18 protein-coding genes are annotated in these 20,937 nt (G+C 65.9%); 13 read left to right on the forward strand and 5 right to left on the reverse strand.

Going from position 1 to position 20,937, the window contains the following annotated elements; translation table 11 throughout:
- Entirely contained in the window at positions 1-1,344 is a 1,344-nt protein-coding gene (locus AC3G7M_RS10385) for an aspartate aminotransferase family protein (RefSeq protein WP_489211759.1), read from the forward strand.
- Positions 1,345-1,673: 329 nt separating this feature from the next.
- Here the strand turns inward: AC3G7M_RS10385 and AC3G7M_RS10390 are convergent, their stop codons facing one another.
- Both AC3G7M_RS10390 and AC3G7M_RS10395 read right to left on the reverse strand, forming a co-directional pair.
- On the reverse strand, positions 1,674-2,999 hold the full coding sequence (locus AC3G7M_RS10390; protein ID WP_489211760.1) for a dihydroorotase: 1,326 nt from the start codon (positions 2,997-2,999) through the stop codon (positions 1,674-1,676).
- On the reverse strand, positions 2,996-3,979 hold the full coding sequence (locus AC3G7M_RS10395; protein WP_489211762.1) for a glycosyltransferase family 9 protein: 984 nt from the start codon (positions 3,977-3,979) through the stop codon (positions 2,996-2,998). The genes AC3G7M_RS10390 and AC3G7M_RS10395 overlap by 4 nt, the downstream gene beginning before the upstream one ends.
- A 43-nt stretch (positions 3,980-4,022) precedes the next feature.
- Here AC3G7M_RS10395 and AC3G7M_RS10400 point away from each other — a divergent pair, with 43 nt between their 5' ends.
- From AC3G7M_RS10400 to AC3G7M_RS10455, 12 genes are all read left to right on the forward strand, one after another.
- Positions 4,023-5,111 carry a Ppx/GppA phosphatase family protein gene (locus tag AC3G7M_RS10400; protein WP_489211763.1) on the forward strand — a complete coding sequence of 363 codons (1,089 nt, stop codon included), beginning with the start codon at positions 4,023-4,025 and terminating at the stop codon, positions 5,109-5,111.
- A gap of 15 nt (positions 5,112-5,126) precedes the next feature.
- On the forward strand, positions 5,127-5,822 hold the full coding sequence (locus AC3G7M_RS10405; RefSeq protein ID WP_489211764.1) for an RlmE family RNA methyltransferase: 696 nt from the start codon (positions 5,127-5,129) through the stop codon (positions 5,820-5,822).
- 170 nt (positions 5,823-5,992) lie between these two features.
- Entirely contained in the window at positions 5,993-6,994 is a 1,002-nt protein-coding gene (locus tag AC3G7M_RS10410) for a LacI family DNA-binding transcriptional regulator (protein ID WP_489211765.1), read from the forward strand.
- Positions 6,995-7,082: 88 nt separating this feature from the next.
- Positions 7,083-8,204 (forward strand): sugar ABC transporter substrate-binding protein, encoded by a 1,122-nt coding sequence (locus tag AC3G7M_RS10415; protein ID WP_489211766.1) that lies wholly within the window; start codon positions 7,083-7,085, stop codon positions 8,202-8,204.
- 24 nt (positions 8,205-8,228) lie between these two features.
- Positions 8,229-9,794: a sugar ABC transporter ATP-binding protein gene (locus AC3G7M_RS10420; RefSeq protein WP_489211767.1), complete on the forward strand. Its 1,566-nt coding sequence runs from the start codon at positions 8,229-8,231 to the stop codon at positions 9,792-9,794.
- Positions 9,791-11,815 carry an ABC transporter permease subunit gene (locus AC3G7M_RS10425; protein ID WP_489211769.1) on the forward strand — a complete coding sequence of 675 codons (2,025 nt, stop codon included), beginning with the start codon at positions 9,791-9,793 and terminating at the stop codon, positions 11,813-11,815. Before AC3G7M_RS10420 ends, AC3G7M_RS10425 begins: the two co-directional genes overlap by 4 nt.
- A gap of 18 nt (positions 11,816-11,833) precedes the next feature.
- Positions 11,834-12,610, forward strand: a complete 777-nt coding sequence (locus tag AC3G7M_RS10430) for an SDR family oxidoreductase (RefSeq protein WP_489211770.1) — start codon at positions 11,834-11,836, stop codon at positions 12,608-12,610.
- A 26-nt stretch (positions 12,611-12,636) separates the two neighbouring features.
- Positions 12,637-13,569 (forward strand): 3,5-dioxohexanoate:acetyl-CoA acetone transferase, encoded by a 933-nt coding sequence (gene kce / locus AC3G7M_RS10435; RefSeq protein WP_489211771.1) that lies wholly within the window; start codon positions 12,637-12,639, stop codon positions 13,567-13,569.
- A 55-nt stretch (positions 13,570-13,624) separates the two neighbouring features.
- The gene (locus AC3G7M_RS10440) at positions 13,625-14,509 is read left to right on the forward strand and encodes an SMP-30/gluconolactonase/LRE family protein (RefSeq protein ID WP_489211773.1); all 885 of its coding nucleotides are present in this window, start codon (positions 13,625-13,627) and stop codon (positions 14,507-14,509) included.
- A gap of 9 nt (positions 14,510-14,518) precedes the next feature.
- The gene (locus AC3G7M_RS10445; protein ID WP_489211774.1) at positions 14,519-15,046 is read left to right on the forward strand and encodes a gamma carbonic anhydrase family protein; all 528 of its coding nucleotides are present in this window, start codon (positions 14,519-14,521) and stop codon (positions 15,044-15,046) included.
- Between the two features lie 33 nt (positions 15,047-15,079).
- Positions 15,080-16,012, forward strand: coding sequence for a 3-hydroxyacyl-CoA dehydrogenase (locus AC3G7M_RS10450; protein WP_489211776.1), 933 nt, complete (start codon positions 15,080-15,082; stop codon positions 16,010-16,012).
- 79 nt (positions 16,013-16,091) lie between these two features.
- The gene (locus AC3G7M_RS10455; RefSeq protein ID WP_489211777.1) at positions 16,092-17,621 is read left to right on the forward strand and encodes an HAL/PAL/TAL family ammonia-lyase; all 1,530 of its coding nucleotides are present in this window, start codon (positions 16,092-16,094) and stop codon (positions 17,619-17,621) included.
- Here AC3G7M_RS10455 and AC3G7M_RS10460 read toward each other — a convergent pair.
- The 3 genes from AC3G7M_RS10460 to AC3G7M_RS10470 are packed head-to-tail and all read right to left on the reverse strand — an operon-like array spanning position 17,618 to position 20,792.
- Entirely contained in the window at positions 17,618-19,177 is a 1,560-nt protein-coding gene (locus tag AC3G7M_RS10460; protein WP_489211779.1) for an MDR family MFS transporter, read from the reverse strand. The two genes, AC3G7M_RS10455 and AC3G7M_RS10460, sit on opposite strands and share 4 nt — an antisense overlap.
- A complete protein-coding gene (locus AC3G7M_RS10465; protein ID WP_489211780.1) occupies positions 19,174-20,292 on the reverse strand; it encodes an HlyD family secretion protein in 1,119 nt (372 codons plus the stop codon). Before AC3G7M_RS10465 ends, AC3G7M_RS10460 begins: the two co-directional genes overlap by 4 nt.
- Positions 20,289-20,792 (reverse strand): winged helix-turn-helix transcriptional regulator, encoded by a 504-nt coding sequence (locus AC3G7M_RS10470; protein WP_489211781.1) that lies wholly within the window; start codon positions 20,790-20,792, stop codon positions 20,289-20,291. The genes AC3G7M_RS10465 and AC3G7M_RS10470 overlap by 4 nt, the downstream gene beginning before the upstream one ends.
- Positions 20,793-20,937: the final 145 nt, after the last annotated feature.

Below are 20,937 nucleotides of genomic sequence, written 5' to 3' on the forward strand. Positions count from 1 at the left end.
ATGAGCCATCTGCTGCATCGGGGCCTGCGTGATATTCCGCCGCAGGCGGTCTCGGCCCAAGGTTTGATGGTCCGGCTGTCCGACGGGCGGGAGATTATCGATGCGAGTGGCGGGGCCGCGGTTTCCTGTCTCGGTCATGGCCATCCCCGCGTTATCGCCGCCGTGCGCGATCAGGCCGAGCGGCTGGCTTTCGCCTATAACGGCTTCTTCACCACCGCACCCGCCGAGGCGCTGGCCGATCACCTGCTGGGTGACGCGCCCGGTGGCCTCAGCCACGGCTTTTTCGTCTCCGGCGGGTCGGAAGCGAATGAGGCGGCGATCAAGCTGGCGCGGCAGTATTTTGTGGAAATCGGACAGCCTGAACGCCACCGCTTCATCGCGCGGCGGCAGAGCTATCACGGCAATACGCTGGGCGCGCTGGCGGCGGGCGGCAATATGGCGCGGCGCGCGCTGTATCAGCCGCTGCTGAGCGACGCCTTCAGTCATGTCTCCCCGGCCTATGCCTATCGCGGCCAGGGACAGGGTGAGAGCGAGGGTGACTATGTCGCCCGCCTGGCGGCCGAGCTGGACGCGGAGTTTGTGCGGCTGGGGCCGGAGACGGTGGCGGGTTTCATTGCGGAACCGGTGGTCGGTGCGACGCTCGGCACCGTGCCGGCACCGGCGGGCTATTTCCGCGCCATGCGCGCGGTCTGCGACCGTTATGGCGCGCTGCTGCTGCTGGACGAGGTGATGTGCGGCATGGGCCGCACCGGCACGCTGCATGCGTGGGAGCAGGAGGGGGTCGCGCCCGATATTCAGATGATCGCCAAGGGCCTGGGCGGCGGTTACCAGCCGATCGGCGGCATTCTTATCCATGGCCGCATCATCGCGGCGCTGGACGCGGGGTCCGGCGCTGTCGCCCATGGCCATACCTATCTGGCCCATGCGACCGCCTGCGCCGCGGCGCTCGCTGTGCAGCAGGTGATCGCCGAAGACGGGCTGCTGGCCAATGTCCGCGCCATGGGGGCGCGGCTGGAGGCGCGGCTGCGGGCGCGTTTCGGCAATCACCCCCATGTCGGCGACGTGCGCGGGCGGGGCCTGTTCCAGTCGATCGAGCTGGTGGCCGACCGCGACAGCAAGGTGCCCTTCGACCCGGCGCTGCGGCTGCATGAGCGCATCAAGACAGACGCCTTCGCGCGCGGCATGGCCTGCTACCCGATGGGTGGCACCATCGACGGCCGCCAGGGCGACCATGTGCTGCTGGCGCCGCCCTATATCGTGACGGCCGCCGAGATCGACCGCATCGTGGAGATTCTGGGTGAGGCGGTGGACGCGGCGATCGGGTCCTGTTTGTCTCGCGGCTGAGCGCTGCATGAACCTGCCGGATGCGCACGATCAACGGTTTCGCGGTCCGGCCATTGGCTGTTCGCGGAGGGGGAGATCTGTCCCCGGTGCGTCGAAAAAATCATCCCAAACGGGATTGGACATCGGCTGTCTCCTTGGATTTCCGTCCAGATACAGACCCATTCAGCGTCATGGCCGGGCCATGACGGCTATCCACCCGCGGCGGTACCGAAACAATCTCGCCATGGGCGAAGGGGTAGGTCCCCGGGACAAGCCCGGGGATGACGACACCCGGGCGACGCACCTTCCCGCTTGGCGTGCCTTTATTTGAAAGAAGTCGCTTTGCTTTTCTACCCCGCAAAGCTCACGAACTGTCCGACGGGCTCGCCCAGGACTTCGTCCTCGCGCATCACCGTCTGGCCGCGGATGATGGTGGCGATGGGCCAGCCGAGGACATTGGTGCCGACAAAGGGCGACCAGCCGCAGGGGCTGGCGATCCAGCTCTGCTCGATGGTGCGGCCCTTCTTCATGTCGACGATGGTGAAATCCGCATCATAGCCGCGGGCAATGCGGCCCTTGCCGCGGATGCCGTAGACGCGCGCGGGGCCGGCGCACATGAGATCGGCAAGGCGCATGAGGGACAGCCGCCCGGCCGAGACATGGTCGAGCATCAGCGGCACGATGGTCTGAACCCCCGTCAGGCCCGCGGCGCAGAGCGGCCAGGGCTTTTCCTTCGCGGCCTTGGCATGCGGCGCATGGTCCGACCCCACGACATCGACCATGCCGTCGCGCACGGCGGCCCAGGCGGCTTCCATATGCCGCTTGTCGCGGATCGGCGGGTTCATCACCGCATAGGGCCCGAGCCGGTCATAGGCGTCCGGGGCCCATTGCGTGAGATGGTTGAGCAATACCTCGACGGTCGCGATGTCGCGGTAATCGGCCAGATAATCCAGCTCCTCGGCCGTCGAGACATGCAGGATATGGGCGGGACGGCCGGTTTTGCGCGCGAGTGCCATCAGGCGGCGCGTGCCGAGGAAAGCGGCCTCCACATCGCGCCATTCCATATGCGACGAATAAGGCATGCCTTCATGGAACAGATGCTTACGCTCGCGCAGGCGGTATTCGTCCTCCGAGTGATAGGCGATGCGGCGCCGGCCGCTGCGCATGACGGCCTCCAGCGTCTCGTCATCCTCGATCAGCAGGTCACCCGTGCTGGAGCCCGCGAAGACCTTGATGGCAGAGACACCGTCTTCCAGCTCCAGGCTGGCGAGGTCAGGGATATTGCTGCGCGCGGCGCCGACATAGAGACCGAGATCGCACCAGCTGCGGGTGGACGCGAACTCCTTCTTCACCGCCAGCCGCTCGGCCGTGGTGATGGAGGGATTGCCGTTCGGCATATCGAAGACCGCGGCCAGGCCGCCGAGCACGGCCGCACGCGTGCCACTGGGGATGCTTTCCACATCCGCCTGGGCCGGGTCGCGCAGATGGGTATGGGCGTCGATGAGGCCGGGCAGGACATGCAGGCCGGTGGCGTCAAACATCTCCGCTGCCTCCGCCCCGTCACCCGGTGCCAGTGTCACGATACGGCCGAGGGCAACCGCGATATCGGCCCGTTCCAGCCCCCAGGGCAGCACGACCGTGCCGCCACGGATGATGAGATCGTAGAATGGTGTCATGCGGCGATCCGCCCTTCATCCTTGAGTAAAGCCAATGCGACCTCTGCCGCCGCCGCGACCGTGAGCCCGTCCATCGCCGCACGACCACTGGGGCCAGGGGCGACCGCGACCGCCGTGCGGCGGCCGGAGGGCGCATATTCATCGACCGGGGAGGGGCCGAACAGGCCGAGCGTCGGGGCACCTGCGGCGGCGGCCAGATGCATGAGGCCGGAATCATTGCCGACGAAGAGGGCGGTGCGGGCGAGGCACGCAGCCGCTTCCGGCAAGGTCAGCTTTCCGGTGAGGTCGATCGCATCCGGCAGCGCTGCCAGTACCGGCCGGGCGAGTTCGGCCTCCATGGCGCCGGGACCCGCGAAGATGACCGGCCGCGCCTCGGGCAAAGCCTCATCGCGCAGGCGCTGAAACAGGGCGACGAAGCGCTCCGGCGGCCAGATCTTGCCGGACCAGTTGGCGGTGGGGCCGAGGCCGATATAGGGCCTGCCCTCTGGCAGCAGCGCGCGGGCGCGGGCGCGGTCGGCGTCCGTATACCAGGCGATGGGCAGCGGCGGTGGTGCCAGGCCCATGCTGTCGGCGAGCTGGGCAAGACGCAGGCCGGGGCGGCGCCCGCCTTTCAGGATCTGGCGGCGGCGGGCGAGGAGAAAAAACGCGGTGCCGGAGCCGCGCAGATCGATGATCTGGTCCCAGCGCGTGCCCAGCGTCTGGCCCCAAAGCTTGAACCAATGCCCGTCCATCTTCTGCTTTGGCATCAGAATAAGCCGCTCGAGCTGCGGCATGGCCTGGAAAACCCCGGCGGCCACGGGACCGCAGGCGACCGTCACGCGCGCCGTCGGGTTCTGCCGCAGCAGATGCTTGAGGATGCCCGTGCTGATCACGGCGTCACCGATTCGAGTCGCGGTGATGAACAGAATGCGGGGGCTGCGCTTCTCTGAACCGGGGGCGGACAGGACATGCCTGTCACCCTGCAGGCCTATCTTAAACATTTGACACTTGTAGAACCTATCTTCACGCGGCGACTATTAGCGCATGAGCATCAGCATCTCCACGCCCTGCGCGCCCGGCGATGTTGCACCGATCGCGGAAAAGCGGTCTGGAGCACCGATTTTCGGCGCCCTCGATCTGGGCACCAATAATTGCCGGCTGATGCTGGGTGTGCCGAGCAGCACCGGTTTCCGGGTCATTGAGAGCTTCAGCCGCTCGGTGGGTCTTGGCGAAGGCCTAGCCGAAACCGGCCAATTGGCCGAGCCCGCCATGGACCGCGCCATGGATGCGCTGCGGTCCTGCGCCAGCCGGCTGTCGCGCTACCGGCTGAGCGGGCTGACGGCGGTTGCGACCGAAGCCTGCCGCCGGGCGGCCAACGGCGCTGATTTCCTGGCCCGCGTGCGCCAGCAGACCGGGCTGGATATCCGCATCATTTCCGGCCGCGAGGAGGCCGAGCTGACGCTGGAAAGCTGTTCGCCCCTGCTGCGCGGCGCCGGCAGCCGCGCGCTCGTTTTCGATATCGGCGGCGGCTCGACCGAAATTGCCTGGGTAAGGCTGGATGGCGGCACGCCCACGCTGATCAGCTACGTCTCGCTGCCCTTCGGTGTGATGACGCTGCGCGCCTGCACCGACCACAGCTGCTTCACCGAGGACGGTTTCAACACCATGGTCGAGACCGTGGAGGAGAAGCTGTGGGAGTTTGAAGACATCCATCGCATCGGGCGGGAGATCAATCGCGCCGGCGTGCGCCTGCTGGGCACCAGCGGGACCATCACGACGGTCGCGAGTGTGGCGCTCAAGCTGCCGCGCTATCGCCGGCCGCTGGTGGACGGCATCGTGCTGCCGGGTGAGGAAGCCGATCTGGCGGTAGAGAGCCTGCGCGCCATGGGCCGCAGCGGGCTCGCAGCCCACCCCTGCATCGGCGAGGATCGGGCTGATCTGGTGCTGCCGGGCTGCGCCATCTTCACGGCCATCCGCTCCGTCTGGCCGACGCCCGAGGTGGGTGTTGCCGATCGTGGCTTGCGCGAAGGCATCCTTCTGCGGCAGATCCGCGGGGGGCGCCGCAGGGACAGCCGCCGCGGCTGCGGTGGCGGAGTTCTGCAGACTTCCATCGCCGCTTCGCCCGCCGGCTGACAAAGGCAGAGTAGCATGGCCCAAGATGGGCGTAAGGGCTCGACCGGGGACCCCGGCAAGGGTGCCGGGCGTGGCCTGACGGTAAAGCTGAAGCGGACGGCGGGGCGCAGCGTCGCCTCGCAACGGTGGCTCCAGCGGCAATTGAACGACCCCTATGTCACGGCAGCCCAGAAGCAGGGCTGGCGGTCACGCGCGGCTTTCAAGCTGATCGAGCTGGATGACCGCTTCAAGATCATCAAGAAGGGCATGCGGGTGCTCGACCTGGGCGCGGCCCCCGGCGGCTGGACACAGGTGGCGCTGGACCGCGGGGCGACGCGCGTGGTGGGTATCGACTTGCTGGAAATTCCGCCCATCCCCGGCGCCGATCTCATCCAGGGGGACGCGACCGACCCCGAGAACCACATCAAAATCATGGAATTGCTGGGCGGCAAGCCGGACCTGTTCATGTCCGATATGGCGCCCAATACCTCGGGCCATGCCGCGACCGACCATATCCGTATCGTGGCGCTGGCCGAAATGGCGCTGGAACTCGCTTTCGAGATGCTGCCGCCCGGCGGCATTTTCGTCGCCAAGCTGTTTCAGGGTGGCGCCGACAAGAACCTGCTGGAGCCGATGAAGAAGCGGTTTGAGTCGGTGAAGCACGCGAAGCCGCCGGCCAGCCGCAAGGAATCGAGCGAGCTTTACGTGGTCGCGACGGGCTATCGCGGATAATCCTCCCGACCCCTGCATTAAACCTGTGATCCTGGGCCAGGCGCGGGCTTGACAAGCAATCCCGAAACAGTGTGGACTTGCGAAATCGGGTAAACGTTTACCCTCATAAAAACGCTTTGGTGACGCAACTGTCCCAGACACGAGATCAGAGAGAGCTGCCGAGAGAAAGCGTGCCGGGCAAAGCCCCCGGCATTCAGGCGGTGGCGGCGCGTGCCGGCGTTTCCATCGCCACCGTCTCCCGCGTGCTCAATGGCATCAGCACCAAGGCGGGGGTGGAGACCCAGGCCCGCGTCCGCGCCGCGGCTGACGCGCTGGGCTACCGACCCGCCCATGCCGGGCGCAGCCTGCGCCTGCGCCAGACCCGGCTGGTGGCGCTGCTGATCCCCGATATCGCCAATGCCTTTTATTCTGCAATTGCCCGGTCAATCGAAACGGCGCTGCGCGGCCGCGACCATACGATGATCCTGTGCAATACGGGGGAAGACCCTGAGCTGCAGGATTTCTATCTGCGTGAAATGCAGGCGTATCACGTGCGCGGTGTGGCCTTGCTGGGCGCGGTGGAAAGCGGCGGCCTGACGAGCGCGCTGACCTCCGGCCTGCCGATTGCCTTCGTCAACCGCAAGCCACCCTCTGGCGGCGGCGTTTTTGTCGGTATCGACAATGCCGCCGCCGGTCGTGCGGTCGCCGCGCATTTTCTGGCGCAGGGCTTTCGGCGTTGCGGCGTCATCCACGGGCCGCTGCATTCCTCCGCCAGCCGGGAGCGTTTCGAGGGATTCGTGGCCTGTCTGCAGGAGGCCGGCTGTGCGCCTGAGCCACGCCATGTGCGTGATGGCGGCCTGTCGATGGAAGGTGGCTACCGGGCGGCGGCCGGGATGCTGGCGGCAGATCTGCCGCGTGCCATTTTCTGCGGCAATGATCTGGTCGCCTATGGCCTGTTCCGCCGCTGCCGCGAAAACGGCCTGCGCGTACCGCAGGACATCGCGATTTTCGGTTTTGACGACAATCCGATGAATGACTGGACCGCGCCGTGGTTGAGCACGGTCCATATTCCCTATGACGCTTTTGGTGCAGCCGTGACGGATGCCTTGTGCCGTTTGTGGGACGGGACGGGTGCGGCGCGTCAGGCGGTGCTGCTGCCCTTTTCCATGAAGCTGAGAGGGTCCGCCGAATAGCACCAGACTTGGCTTGCTACCGCCTTCGCCTGATCTCGCCTCACTAAAAACAAAGCGCCGCAAACAGGCGCGTAAAACGGGGGAAACGATGAAGCTTTTCGCACGCTGGGCCACCGCCGCCATGGCGGGGGCCGCCATGCTGATGGGCGCCGGGGCCGCGGCCCAGGCCAAACCTTACAAAATCTATCTCAGCATGAGCTATATCGGCAACGACTGGCAGGCCGAGGCCGAGAATATGGTCCGCGCCATGGCCGCGTCTGCCGGGCTGAAAGACAAGGTCACGCTGGACGTTCAGGTCTCTGGCCCCAACGCGCAGCGCCAGATTCAGCAGATCAACGCCATGGTGCAGGCCGGCGCCCAGGCGATTGTGGTCTATCCGATCTCACCTACCGCGCTGAACCCTGTCATTCGCGCGGCCTGCGCGCGGCATGTAGTCGTAATCGCCTATGACGCACAGGTGACGGAACCTTGCGCCTACAACGTACACATCAATCAGACCGAAGCCGGCCAGGTAACGGCGCAGTGGTTGGCCGACAAGTTGGGCGGCAAAGGCAATATCGTGGTGATGGACGGCGTGCCCGGCACCTCCGTCGATACCGCGCGCACAGCGGCGGCGAAGGCCGTGTTTGCGAAATATCCCGGCATTCATATCGTCGCCGAGGGCGTTGGCATGTGGAGCCAGGCGGTGGCCCGCACCGAACTGTCCAAAATCGTCGCGACCCATCCTTGGAGCGGAATCGACGGGCTGTGGATGCAGGTCGGCTGTCTGACCGCGAGTTCGATGCAGAAGGAAGCGGGGGTCGCCGACACTGCGTTGCGGCCCTGCGCGGGTGAGGGATCAAACGGACATCGCACGCAGATGCTGCCCGTGGGTACCCAGGTCAACGGCGCCCAGGGCAACTATCGGCCGATGGGCCTGCCCAGCATCTCCTATGCCTCTCCGCCCTATTCCGGCGGCCTCGCGCTGAAGCTGGCGGTGGAGCGGCTGGACGGCAAAACCCTGCCGCATGACATCATTCTGCCGCTGCCGCTGGTGAAGAATGAGACAGTGAAGCTCTGCACGACGGGCACCTGGGAAGATATGCGCCAGGGCTGCAACGTCTTCCAGCCGGCTTTGATCAGCAATCCAGGCTGGTTCGCGGCGATCTACTCGGCCGATACGCCCGAGCTTGGCCTGCAGGCCGCTTTGCACGGAACGCCCGAGCACTGAGCCTGGACGGATAGTGAAGGTATCATGACCATGGACGATCACGCCGCCATTGCCGTCAGCCAGATCCGCAAAGCCTATGGTCCGACGGTTGCCTTGTCGGATGCGAGCTTTGCGGCGGCAACGGGCACGGTGCATGCCCTGCTGGGCGAAAACGGCGCCGGCAAATCGACCATGGTCAAGATGCTGAGCGGCTTGGTGCTGCCCGATCAGGGCCGCATCGCGATCTTTGGGCAGGAGCGCCACTTCGCCAGTCCGCGCGATGCGCATCGCGCGGGGTTGGCGACTGCCTTTCAGGAACTGACGCAGGTGCCTGATCTGACGGTGTGGGAGAATATGCTGCTGCCCTATCAACCGATCGGGGTGACGGGTCTGCTGCAGCGGCGGCGCGGCCAGGGGCAGGTGGCCGCCCATTTGCAAAGCCTTGGCCTGGGCCATGTCTCCCCCCGCGCTGAGATCAGGCGGCTTGATCTGGCGGTAAGGCAGAAGATCGAAATTGCGCGCGCGCTGATGCGCGAGCCGCGCATCCTGCTGCTGGATGAGCCGACCTCGGCGCTCTCGGGTGACGATATCGACTGGCTGGGCGCCATCATCGCGCGGCTGAAGGCGGCCGGCACGACCGTGCTGTTCATCTCCCACCGCATGCCGGAAGTCCGCGCCTTTTGCGATGACCTGACGATTCTGCGCAACGGTCAGAGCGTCGGCACCTTTGCCGTTGGTGCGGTGAGCGACGCGGACGTGATCGAGCGCATCATCGGCCGTTCTATCGCCGCGACCTTTCCGACGAAGCGTGCGCCCACGGAAGCCGCACCCCCTGTGCTGGAGGCGAAGGCCTTGGCGGGCGGCGAGATGAAGGATGCCAGCCTATCACTGCGTGCCGGTGAAATTCTGGGCGTCGCGGGTTTGCAGGGCATGGGCCAGCGCGATCTGTTTCTGACGCTCTTTGGCGATACCGAAGCGCGGGCTGGGGAGATCCTTGTTGACGGCAAGACCGTGACCTTGCGGTCTCCGCGCGATGCGATCGACGCGCATATCGGCATCAATCTGGTGCCGGAGGAGCGCAAGACGGAAGGTCTGTTCCTCAAGCTTGACGGCTGCGCGAATACCACCTTGCCGGTGATCGAGCGCTTTACCCGCGCCGGCTTCATCGACGTGACGCGGGAGCGGGCGGCGGTGGCCGCGGCGCTCCATCGCGTGCAGGTTGATGAGCGGGCGCTGTACCGGCCTGCGCGATCCTTCAGCGGCGGCAATCAGCAAAAGATCGTGCTGGCGCGCTCCCTTGTCGCCGGCAGCCGCATTCTGCTGCTGTTCGACCCCACGCGCGGCGTCGATGTCGGCACCAAGCATCAGATCTATCAGCTGATCGCGGAATTTGCAGCGGCGGGGGGCGCGGTGCTGCTTTATTCGACGGAAATCGCCGAAGTCATCGGCCTCAGCCATCGGGTCATGATCGTCTATGGCGGGCGCATCGCGGGTGAGTTGCAAGGGGCGGAGATCACCGAAGCCGCGATCATGGCAGCGGCCCTCGGCCATGCGCAGGCAAGGCCGCAGGGGGCGCCTGAGCCGTCACCGCGGATCGGCGCTTTCGCATGAGCGCCCTTGTCTCGACGCCCGGCGGCATGGGCGCAGAACTGCGGCGTATGCGCGGCTTGCTGACCGCGGTTGCGGTCTTTCTGCTGCTGCTGCTCGCCGTCAATCTGCTCTCCGCCGCACCGATGGGCTATTTCGACGTCTCCTACCTCTCTTCCGGCGGCGCGCCGCTGGCGCTGGCCGCGGTCGGGCAGACGCTGGTCATTCTGACCGGCGGCTTCGACCTCAGCGCAGGTGCGGTGATTTCCCTCGTCAATGTTCTGCTCGCGAGCCATCTGGGCACGACGCCGGGATCGGAGATTGTCTGGGCGGTCGCCGGTGTCGGCGTCGGCGCGCTGGTGGGCGCGGTGAACGGGTTCTTCGTCGGCATCCTCAGGCTGCAACCGATTGTGGTAACGCTGGCGGTGATGTTCGTGACCGAAGGCGTGACCTTGCTGGTGATGGACAAGCCCGGCGGCGCGGTGCCGGCTGATTTCGCGGCTTTCTTCACCGGCAGCGCCATCCCAAACCTCTTGCCCGCGCCGTTGATTGTGATCCTGCTCGTCCTCGTCGTCTGGGGGCTGCTGAAGCAGACGCGGTTTGGCACGGCGCTTTATGCCATCGGCAGTGACGCCGATGCGGCGCGCTTCATCGGCATCAAGGTGGCGCGCACCACCTTCGTCACCTACGCGCTGGCGGGTGCGGCCTACGGCCTGGCCGGTGTGATGGTGACGGCGCAGACCAGCACGGGCGATCCGCTGGTGGGTGATCCGCTGCTGCTGCAGATTTTCGCGGCCGTCGTCATCGGCGGCACGGTTCTGGGTGGCGGGCGTGGCGGCTGCGTCGGCTCAGTGTTCGGTGCCTATGCGCTGATGCTCATCGTCAATATCCTGCTCGTGCTCAATGTGCCTGCCTATTACGGCACGGTGGTCGAGGGGCTGATCCTCATTCTCGCGGCCTTCAGTGGTGTCGCCAATAGCCGCCTGCCGGTGGCGCGCTGGCTGGCCGCTCCGCGCCTGCCAGTCTGGCAGCGGCGTGCGGCCGGCGCAGCCACGCCCGTGACCCTTGGCCTCGCTGCAGGGGCGGTCGAAACAGCGCCTGTCCCCTGGCTGCGCCGCCATGCGGAGGCGCTGCGCTACAGCCTGCCGGCCTATCTGTGCTTCGCAATCGTGCTGGTCGTCACCGGCTTCATGTTCGGCGGCATCGGTCCGCATTATCTGGCCGTGCTCGCCGTGCTGTGCTCCTTCCTGATTGTCCTGGCCCTCGGCCAGGGGGCAGTGATCCTGACCGGCGGGCTTGACCTCTCCATCCCCTGGACGATCGGCCTCGCCGGCATTCTGGTCGCCGGCTTCGCGCAAGGAGATGCGGATGCGGCGATCTGGACGGTGCCGCTGGTGCTGCTGATTGGCGCGGCCATCGGCGTCGTCAACGGTGCCGGTGTCGTGCTGTTCGGCCTGCCGCCGATCGTGGTGACGCTGGGCATGAACGGCATCCTGCAGGGTGCGGCTTTGCTCTATAGCGGCGGCACGCCGTCCGGCTTCGCGCCGCCGGCCTTGCGCTGGATCATGACCGGTCATCTGGCCGGCATCACGCCCGTCATCTGGTTTGTGCTGGCCTTCATTGTGGCCGCGACCGTGCTGCTGTCGCGCACCAGCTTCGGTCGGCGGATCTATGCCGTCGGCAATAATCCCCGCGTCGCGCGACTGTCCGGCGTCAATGTCGGCCGCACCATCATCGGTGTTTATGTGCTGAGCGCGCTCTGCGCCTCCCTCGTCGGCATCATGCTGGCAGGTTTCAGCGGTCAGGCGAGCCTGGGGATGGGGGATGATTATCTGCTGCCCTCCATCGCCGTCGTGGTGGTGGGCGGCACGTTGATTACCGGTGGCCGCGGCCAATATCTCGGCATGATCGGTGGCGTGCTGCTGCTGACCGCCCTGCAGACGCTGCTGGCGGGCACGACAACGCCGCCGGCGATACGGGAAATCCTTTACGGCGCCGTTGTGCTGGCCGCGGTCATCGCGCTCCGCGAACGCGCGCCGGGCTGACGGGAATAGGAGCGGATCATGCAGCAGCGTCAGGTCAAACCAGGTCTCAGGGTCCTTGTGACGGCAGGGGCGAGCGGTATCGGCCGCGCCATTGCAGACGCCTTTGTCGAGGATGGGGCTAAAGTTCATGTCTGCGACATCAACGAAGGGGTCCTCGCCGATTGCGCCAAGGCATTGGGCGTCACGACCTCCATCGCCGATGTCTCGAATGAGGCGCAGGTCAAGCGCATGGTAGAGGATGCCGCCGCCGCGCTCGGCGGGCTGGATGTGCTGATCAACAATGCCGGCATCGCGGGCCCTACCGGCACGGTCGATGACATCGCGACGGACGCCTGGCGCAGCACCATCGATATCAATCTTAATGGACAGTTCTACTGCGCCCATTACGCGGTGCCGCATCTGCGGGCGGCGGGGGAGGGGGCAATCGTCAATATGTCGTCCTCAGCCGGGCGTTTCGGCTATGCCTATCGCACGCCCTATTCGGCGTCGAAATGGGCGATCGTCGGTTTCACGCAGAGCCTGGCGAAGGAATTGGGACCGGACGGCATTCGCGTCAATGCCATCCTGCCCGGCATCGTGAAGGGGCCACGCATGGAAGGCGTCATTCGCGCCCGTGCCGAGCAGACCGGCGTGCCTTACGAAGTGATGGAGGCGGAATATCTCAACCGCATCTCGCTCAGGCATATGGTGACGCCGGATGATGTCGCATCGGCCGTCATCTTCCTTTGCAGCCAGGCCGGGTGGAATATTTCCGGCCAGTCCATTGCCGTCTGCGGCAATGTCGAAAGCCTTTGAGAGACGCTAGGAAACAGGAGGGTCGCATGGCCGCCAGCAGAAAAGTCATCATCACTTGCGCCGTGACGGGGGCAATCCATACGCCTTCGATGTCGCCCTATCTGCCGGTGACGGCGGATGAGATTGCGGAGGCGGCCCTGGGCGCGGCAGAGGCGGGGGCGGCGATCGTGCATCTGCATGCCCGTGACCCCGAGACCGGCAAGCCGGATCAAAGCCCCGAGGCCTTCACGCCTTTCCTGAGGCGCATCAAGCAGGCCTCGGATGTGGTGATCAACCTCACCAGCGGTGGCGCGCCCTATATGAAGATCGACGAGCGCATCGGCCCGGCAATGACGCATAAGCCGGAAGTCGCCTCTCTCAACATGGGGTCCTTCAATTTCGGCCTGTTCCCCATGCTGAACCGCTACAAGGAGTTCAAGCATGACTGGGAGCGCGCGCATCTGGAAAACAGCGTCGATCTGATTTTCCGCAATACTTTCAAGGATATCGAATATGCGCTCGCCGCCTGTGCCGGCAACGGCACCCGCTTTGAGCTGGAATGCTACGATGTCGGGCATCTGTATAACCTGGCCCATTTCGCCGATCGTGGACTGATCAAGCCTCCCTTCTTCGTGCAGACCGTTTTCGGCATTCTGGGCGGCATCGGCACTCACCCGGAAGACGTCATGCATATGAAGCGCACGGCCGACCGGCTGTTCGGCGAGGATTACCGCTGGTCCGTGCTTGGCACCGGCAAGATGCAGATGCCGATCGCCGCCATCTCGGCCGGCATGGGCGGGCATATTCGCGTCGGCCTGGAAGACAGTCTGTGGATCGGGCCGGGCGAGCTTGCCCGCAGCAATGCCGAGCAGGTGCAGCGCGCGGCCGAGATCATTCACGGCCTCGGCCTGTCGGTCGCGACCCCGGATGAGGCGCGGGCCATTCTGGATCTGAAGGGCGGCGACAAGGTCGCTTTCTGAACACGGAGCAGGCCTCACAAGAACAGGCCGCGTAGAAAGACAAGGGAGAGACGCCATGAGCGAGGACGCGGATATTCGCGTGCTGGTCGATTGCAAGACCATCCTGGGCGAGGGGCCGCTGTGGGATGTGCAGGAGCAGCGGCTGTATTGGATCGACAGTTTTGGCGACACGGTCTTCCGCTGCACCGAACATGGCACGGAAGTGCAGGAATGGGCGGTGCCGTCGAATATCGGGTCGATGACGCTCCGCGAGAAGGGTGGCGCCATCATCTCCCTGCAGACCGGCTTTCATACGCTGGACTTCAAGACCGGTGAGACGAGCCTTATTCATGACCCGGAAGCCCATCTGCCGGGCACGCGCCTGAATGACGGCAAGGTGGATCGGCAGGGCCGCTTCCTGGCGGGGTCCATGGACCGCAATGAGGAAGGGCCCAACGGCGCGCTGTATCGGCTGGATACCGACCTTTCCGTCCATAAGCTGGAAGGCGGCATCATCTGCTCCAATGGTCCGTGCTGGAGCCCGGATGGGCGCACCTTCTATTTCACCGATACCTGGTCGGGCGAGATTTCCGCCTATGACTATGACACGGCAACCGGCACGCCGAGCAACAAACGCGCTTTCGCGTCCTTCCAGGATATCGGCGGCGCACCGGATGGGGCGACGGTGGATGCGGAAGGCTATGTCTGGAGTGCAGCGGTCTATTCCGGCCAGATCGTGCGTTTTGCGCCGGACGGCACGATCGACCGCATCATCAAGACGCCGGTCCTGAAGGTGACGAGCGTGATGTTCGGCGGTCCCAATCTGGATGTGATGTATGTCACCTCCATGGCGCGGCCGCCGCTACCGCGCTTCCCGGAAGATGGGCCGATGGCGGGTCATCTGTTCGCGATCCACGGCCTGGGCGTCAAAGGCATCCCCGAACGCCGCTTTCTGGGTTGAGGCATCCTCATGCGGGTGACGTTGCAAGGCTTGTGTGTCGAGACGGAGGACGAAAACTACTGGATCGCGCCCAATGCGACCGTGATTGGCAAAGTGACGCTATGCCGCGATTCGTCCGTCTGGTGGGGCGCAGTGCTGCGCGGCGACAATGAGCGCATTACCATCGGGCCCGGCAGCAATGTGCAGGACAATGCCGTTCTGCATACCGACCCGGGCTTTCCGCTGGACATCGGCGCACAGGTGACGGTCGGCCATCAGGCCATGCTGCATGGCTGCACCATCGGCGAGAATAGTCTGGTCGGGATTGGTGCCGTCATTCTCAATGGTGCGCGGATCGGCCGCAACTGCCTGATCGGCGCTATGGCCTTTGTCGGCGAAGGCAAGGTCATCCCCGACAATTCCGTGGTCAAGGGCATTCCCGGCAAGGTGGTGGCGGACGTCACGCCCGAACAGGCGGCGCGCATGCGGGATGGCACGCAATCCTATGTGCGCAACTGGCAACGCTACCGCGACCATGCCAGGGTCGAGACAGACTGACACGCCGAGAGCGGTGCAGCGGAGGAAACAAGAATGGCGAAAATCGCAATCATCGGCGCGGGGCTGATCGGCCGGTCCTGGTCCATCGTCTTCGCCCGCGCCGGGCATGACGTGTCGCTGTGGGACCCGCAGGCATCGGCCGTGCCGGCCGCGCGCGATTTCATCGCCGCCCGTCTGCCCGAACTGAACGAGGCCGGCCTGCTGCGGGGTGAGAGCGAGACGGCGATGCTGGATCGCCTGCATGGTGCGGACAGTCTGGAACAGGCGGTGGAGGGCGCGGTCTATGTGCAGGAGAACGGGCCCGAGGATGTCGAGCGCAAGCGCGCGGTGTTCGCCCGCCTGGATGCGGTGGCAGCACCGGAGACGATCCTGGCGAGTTCCACCAGCACCATTCGCGCCAGCCTGTTCAGCGAGGGCCTGGCCGGTCGGGCGCGTTGCCTGGTCGCCCATCCCGTCAACCCGCCCTATCTGATTCCGCTGGTGGAGCTGGGGCCGGCACCCTGGACAGACCCTGGGGTTGTTGAGCGCACGCGGGCGCTGATGACGGAGGCCGGCATGGTGCCGGCTTTGGTGAAAAAGGAGATCGAGGGTTTCCTGCTCAACCGGCTGCAGGCCGCGTTGCTTAGCGAAGCGATGCATCTGGTGGAGGAAGGCTATGCCGACCCGGCCGATATCGACGCGACCGTGCGGGAGGGGCTGGGCCTGCGCTGGTCCTTTATGGGGCCGTTCGAGACCATTGACCTCAATGCCCCCGCGGGCCTCGCCGATTACTGCGCGCGCTACGGCGGCCCCTTCCAGTCGATGATGGCGGCAAGCAAGACGCCGTCCTGGTCCAAACCCTTGATCGACGGGCTGCATGCGGCGCAGCGCGACAGGCTGCCGCTGGAGGAGCAGGGCGCGCGCCAGGCCTGGCGCGACCGGCGGCTGATGGCCTTGCTGGCGCATAAGGCGACGCAGCCGGAGTAGCGCGCTCCTCGCTTGCCGCTTGCCAGCGGTCTGGCGCTCCGCGACAAGGGCCGGACAGGCGGAGCGACGGAGACCGGTTATGTGCGCGGATCATTCTGATGGCGGCCACCAGCACCCGGACGTGCAGCTGGACGGTGTTCTGACGCCTGCCGAGATCGCTGCCGTCGCGCGCGGCGCGCGGCTGGTGCTGTCGGAGGCTGCAGCCAGCCGTATCCGCCAGGCCCGGCGCATCGTGGAGGCGCTGTCCGAACAGGGCATTCGTGGCTACGGCATCAATACCGGCGTTGGCGCGCTGTGTGATGTGCTGATCGGCCGGCCGCAGCAGCAGGCGCTGTCGCGCAACATCCTGTTCAGCCATGCCTGCGGACTGGGTGAGCCCCTGGCGCGGGTGGAAACGCGCGCCGTGATGACGGCGCAGATCGCAAATTTCGCCCATGGCGCATCCGGCGTGCGGCTGGAGGTGGTGGACGCACTGATGGCACTGCTGGAGGCTGATATTCTGCCGGTCATCCCGTCGCGCGGATCGGTTGGCTATCTCACCCATGCGGCGGCGATCGGTCTTGTTCTCATCGGTGCGGGTGAGGCGATAGCCGGTGAGACTCGCATCAGCGGAGCGGAGGCGATGGCGCGTATCGGCCGAGGGCCGCTCGTGCTGGAGGCGAAGGAGGGGCTTTCTCTCGTCAATGGCACGCCCTGCGCGACAGGCCTGGCTGCCGTCGCCCTCGACCGTATGAGCCGCCTGGCCGATTGGGCGGATGCCGCCGCGGCGCTGAGTTACGAAAACCTCGGGGCCCAGGCCGGCACCTTTGACGCCGCGACGCTCGCCTTGCGCCAGTCGGACGGGCTGCAGGCCGTGGGGCGTGCGATGCGCCACTGGCTGGCGGGCAGCGCGATGCTGGCCGCCCGATTGGGCGGCCGCACGCAGGACCCGCTCAGTCTGCGGGCTGTGCCGCAGGTGCATGGTGCTGCGCGCGACGCCTGGGATGCCGCGGCCACGGTGGTCGCGCGCGAGCTTGCGAGCGTCACCGACAATCCGGCCGTGGGCGGCACGCCGGAGGCGCCGGTGGTGCGCTCCGAAGCCCATGCCGTGGGCTCGGGCCTTGCTCTGGCGCTCGATGCGCTGGCACCGGCGGCAGCGACGCTGGCCGCGGTTTCGGAACGGCGGATAGACCGGCTGGTCAATCCACTGGTGAGCGGCCTGCCGGCGTTCCTCGCGGCCGAGGGCGGCGTCTTCTCAGGCTTTATGATTGCGCAATATACCGCGGTCGCGCTGGTCGCGGAAAACCGGCGCCTGTCGCTGCCCGCGAGCCTGGACGGCGGCATCACCTCGGCCCTGCAGGAGGATATGCTGCCGCATGCCACGCCCGCGGCACGCAAGCTTCTCGCCATTCTCGACAATCTCCGCGACGTGCTGGTGATTGAGCTGCTGGCGGCGGCCCAGGCCTATGATTGCCAGCCGGATTGCGCGCCCGCGCCGGCCACGGCAGGTCTGCGGCGCGCCATTCGCGCGCTGGTGCCCGAATATGCCGATGACCGGCCGATGAACGGCGACATCCTGCGGCTGCGGGATATGCTTGACCGGTCACCCTATGAGGTATCGGGTCTCTAATGCGCGTCGGCTAGCGGTTTGGCGGGGGCTGCGACGCGGCGCATGAGCAGCACGAGCGGGGTCGCGATCACGAAGGCGAGCATCACCGCGCGGAAGGCATCGGCATAGGCCATGGTGGCGGCCTGCCCATAGGCCATCGCGTGCAGATGCTGCAGCGCCGCCGCGTCTCCCGCCGCCGGTGAGCCGAGCAGGGGCGTGAACTGGCGCGTCATCCCGGCCAGCAGCCCATCCACCGGTGCCCGCGCCTCCGTCAGGTTGGAGGCGATATCGAGAAAATGGGCATTGGTGCGGCTGTTGATGATGGCGCCGCAGACCGCGATGCCGACGGCGCCCCCCAGATTGCGCATCATGTTGAACAATCCACTCGCATATTTCAGCCGCTCCGGCGGCAGGCTGCCGAGGCCGAGGGTGACGGCCGGCGCCACCGCAAAGACCTGCGGAAAGCCGCGTATCCATTGCGGAATCTGCAACTGATCGCCACCCCAGTCACTGGTGATGAAGGTGAAGCTCCACATCGCGAAGCCGAAGCAGGCGAGGCCGAACATCATCAGCCAGCGCCCATCAAAGCGCTTGGCCAGATAGATATAGACCGGCACCCCGGCGAGGGAGGCGACACCGGTTGAAAAGACGGCCTCGCCCGTTTGCCAGGCCGAGAAGCCCCGCACATAGCCGAGGAAAAGCGGCGTCAGGTAGATGGTCGAGAAGATGCCGATGCCGGTGGTGAAGGAGAGGATGCAGCCGAGCAGAAAATTGCGGTTGGTCAGCGCGCGCAGATCGACCACCGGATGCGCATAGGTCAGGCTGCGGGCGATGAAGAGCAGGCCAGACACGGCAGAGGTCGCGGCACAGATCCGTATGGTCTCGTCGCTGAACCAGTTCCAGCGGGTGCCTTCTTCCAGCACATATTCCAGCGTGCCGAGGAACAGCGCCATGAGCCCGATGCCGGCATAGTCGGCGTCGCGCAGCAGGCTGAGATCGGGCTTGTCGATATCGACCAGCAGGCCAACGCCGAGTGCGACCAGCAGGCCCGGTACGAGATTGACGTAGAACAGCCAGTGCCAGTTTGCGGCGTCGGTAATATAGCCGCCGATCACAGGGCCAAGCGTGGGTGCGATGGAAGCGATGGTGCCCACCACCGCCGCAGCATAGATCCGCCGCGCACCCTGAAAGTAATGGAAGGAGGAGGTGAAGACCGTCGGGATCATCGAGGCGCCGAGCAGCCCTTGCAGCGCGCGGAAGATGATCATGCTGTCGATGTTCCAGGCGAGGCCACAGAGCATGGAGGAAAGCGTGAAGCCGAGGGCGGATGCGGTGAAAAGCCAGCGCGTGGAAAAGACGCGGCTGAGCCAGCCTGACAGCGGGATCATGATGATCTCCGCAATCAGATAGGAGGTTTGCACCCAGCTGATCTGGTCCTGGGCCGCGGAGAGGCCGCCGCCGATATCTTGCAGTGATGAGGCAACGATCTGGATATCGAGCAGGGCCACGAACATGCCGACGCACATGATGGCAAACGGCAGGACGGAGCGGAATCCGAAGCTGTCCTCGGCACTCACGGCGTGGTCGCCTTATCCGCGCGGATATCGACCGCGACCGTGGTGGACAGTCCCAGGCGCAGCAGCCCCAGCCTGGCGGCCGCATGATCAAGCCTGATGCGCACCGGCACGCGCTGCACGATTTTTGTGAAATTGCCGGTCGCGTTTTCGGGCGGAATGACACTGAAGACGGCGCCGGTGGCGGGTGCCAGGCTTTCTACTCGGCCATGGAATTGCCGGCCCGGCAGGACATCGGCGACGATGGTCGCATCATCTCCCGGCCGCATCTGGGCGAGGTCATCTTCCTTGAAATTCGCGTCGACCCAAAGCCCCGTTGACGGCACCACGGACAGAAGTGCGGTGCCCGCCGTGATATAGGCGCCCTGCTGCGCATACCGGTTGCCGACATAGCCCGCAATCGGCGCGTCGAGTTCGGTATAGCCAAGATTGAGGGTCGCGGTGCGGAGATCGGCTTCCGCTTCTGCGATGCGGGCCTTCGCCGTGCCGATCTGGCTTTGCAGCAAGGTGACTTGCTGTACCGCGCCCGCGAGCCGCGCATTCGCCGCCGCAAGTTCGGCCGCGGCGGCCTGCACGGCCGTGTTGGCGCGCTGCGCATCCTGCCGTGACCCGGCGGCAGTGCTGGCCAGCGTCTGATAGCGGCGCGAATCCTCCATATCGAAGGTGACGGTCGCGCGGCGCGCCGTGATATTGGCCTCTGCCTCCGCGATCAGCGATTGCTGGAGCACGAGCTGCGCCTGCAGCGTGGCCAGCGCCGCAGTCTGTTCGGCCACCACGGCGGTGGCATGAGCGACGGTGGCCTGGAAATCGACAGGATCTAGCCGGATCAGCGGCTGGCCCGCCTGGACATATTGATTGTCGGTGACGAGGACCTTGGCGACAAAGCCTGAGACATGGGCGCTGATCGGTGTCACGTCGCCGCCGACATAGGCGTCATCCGTTGACATGACAAAGCGTCCGACCGTCCACCAGTCATAGCCATACCAGACGCCACCGGCGATGGCCGCGAGGGCCGCCAGCACAAGGGCGGGTCGCGTTCTGCGGCCGCGGACGCGGGCGGCGGCCTTGGCCTCCGCCTGCGTATCCCGCGGCAGGGTGACGCTGGCCTGGCCGCTCATGACGCCGTCTCCGTCTCATTCCGCTGGCGCCCGTATTTCAGGCGCGTCCGCTCAGGCGCGGCGGGGCCGGCGGCCGCGCGGAAACGCGGCGGCACCAGTTCCTCCCCGCTGCGCCGATCGACCAGCATGGGATCGGCCTCCTGCCCGGTGCGCGTGTCCTGCAGGATGACGCTGCGCCCTTCGGGTGCGAAATGGCGGTTGCCCCAGGCGATGAGCGACCACAGCACGGGCCGGAAATCGCGGCCCGCCGCGGTCGGCACGTACTCATAGCGCGCCGGACGATCCTGATACGGCACCCGCTCCAGCATGCCGGATTCCACCAGGCCCTTGAGCCTGCGGGTGAGCATATTTGGCGCGATGCCGAGGCTTTGCTCGAACTCGTCGAAGCGGCGCAGGCCGAGCAGGGCGTCGCGCAGGATGAGGATGCTCCACCATTCGCCGACACGCTCCAGGCTGCGGGCGACGGGACAGGTCGAGGTGCTGAAGGTCTTGCGGCGCATGAGGTGACTTTCAGGTTGAAAGTAACCCGTCATAACCGTTGTCACTATCATTATGCAAGTAACAAGATCCGCGTCCGGCGTGGAGCGGGCAAAGGCAGAGAGGGGGCGCTATGTCTCCGGCCGGTCGCCGTCTGGTCACAGATGG

It is taken from the genome of Acidisoma sibiricum, from assembly GCF_057837225.1.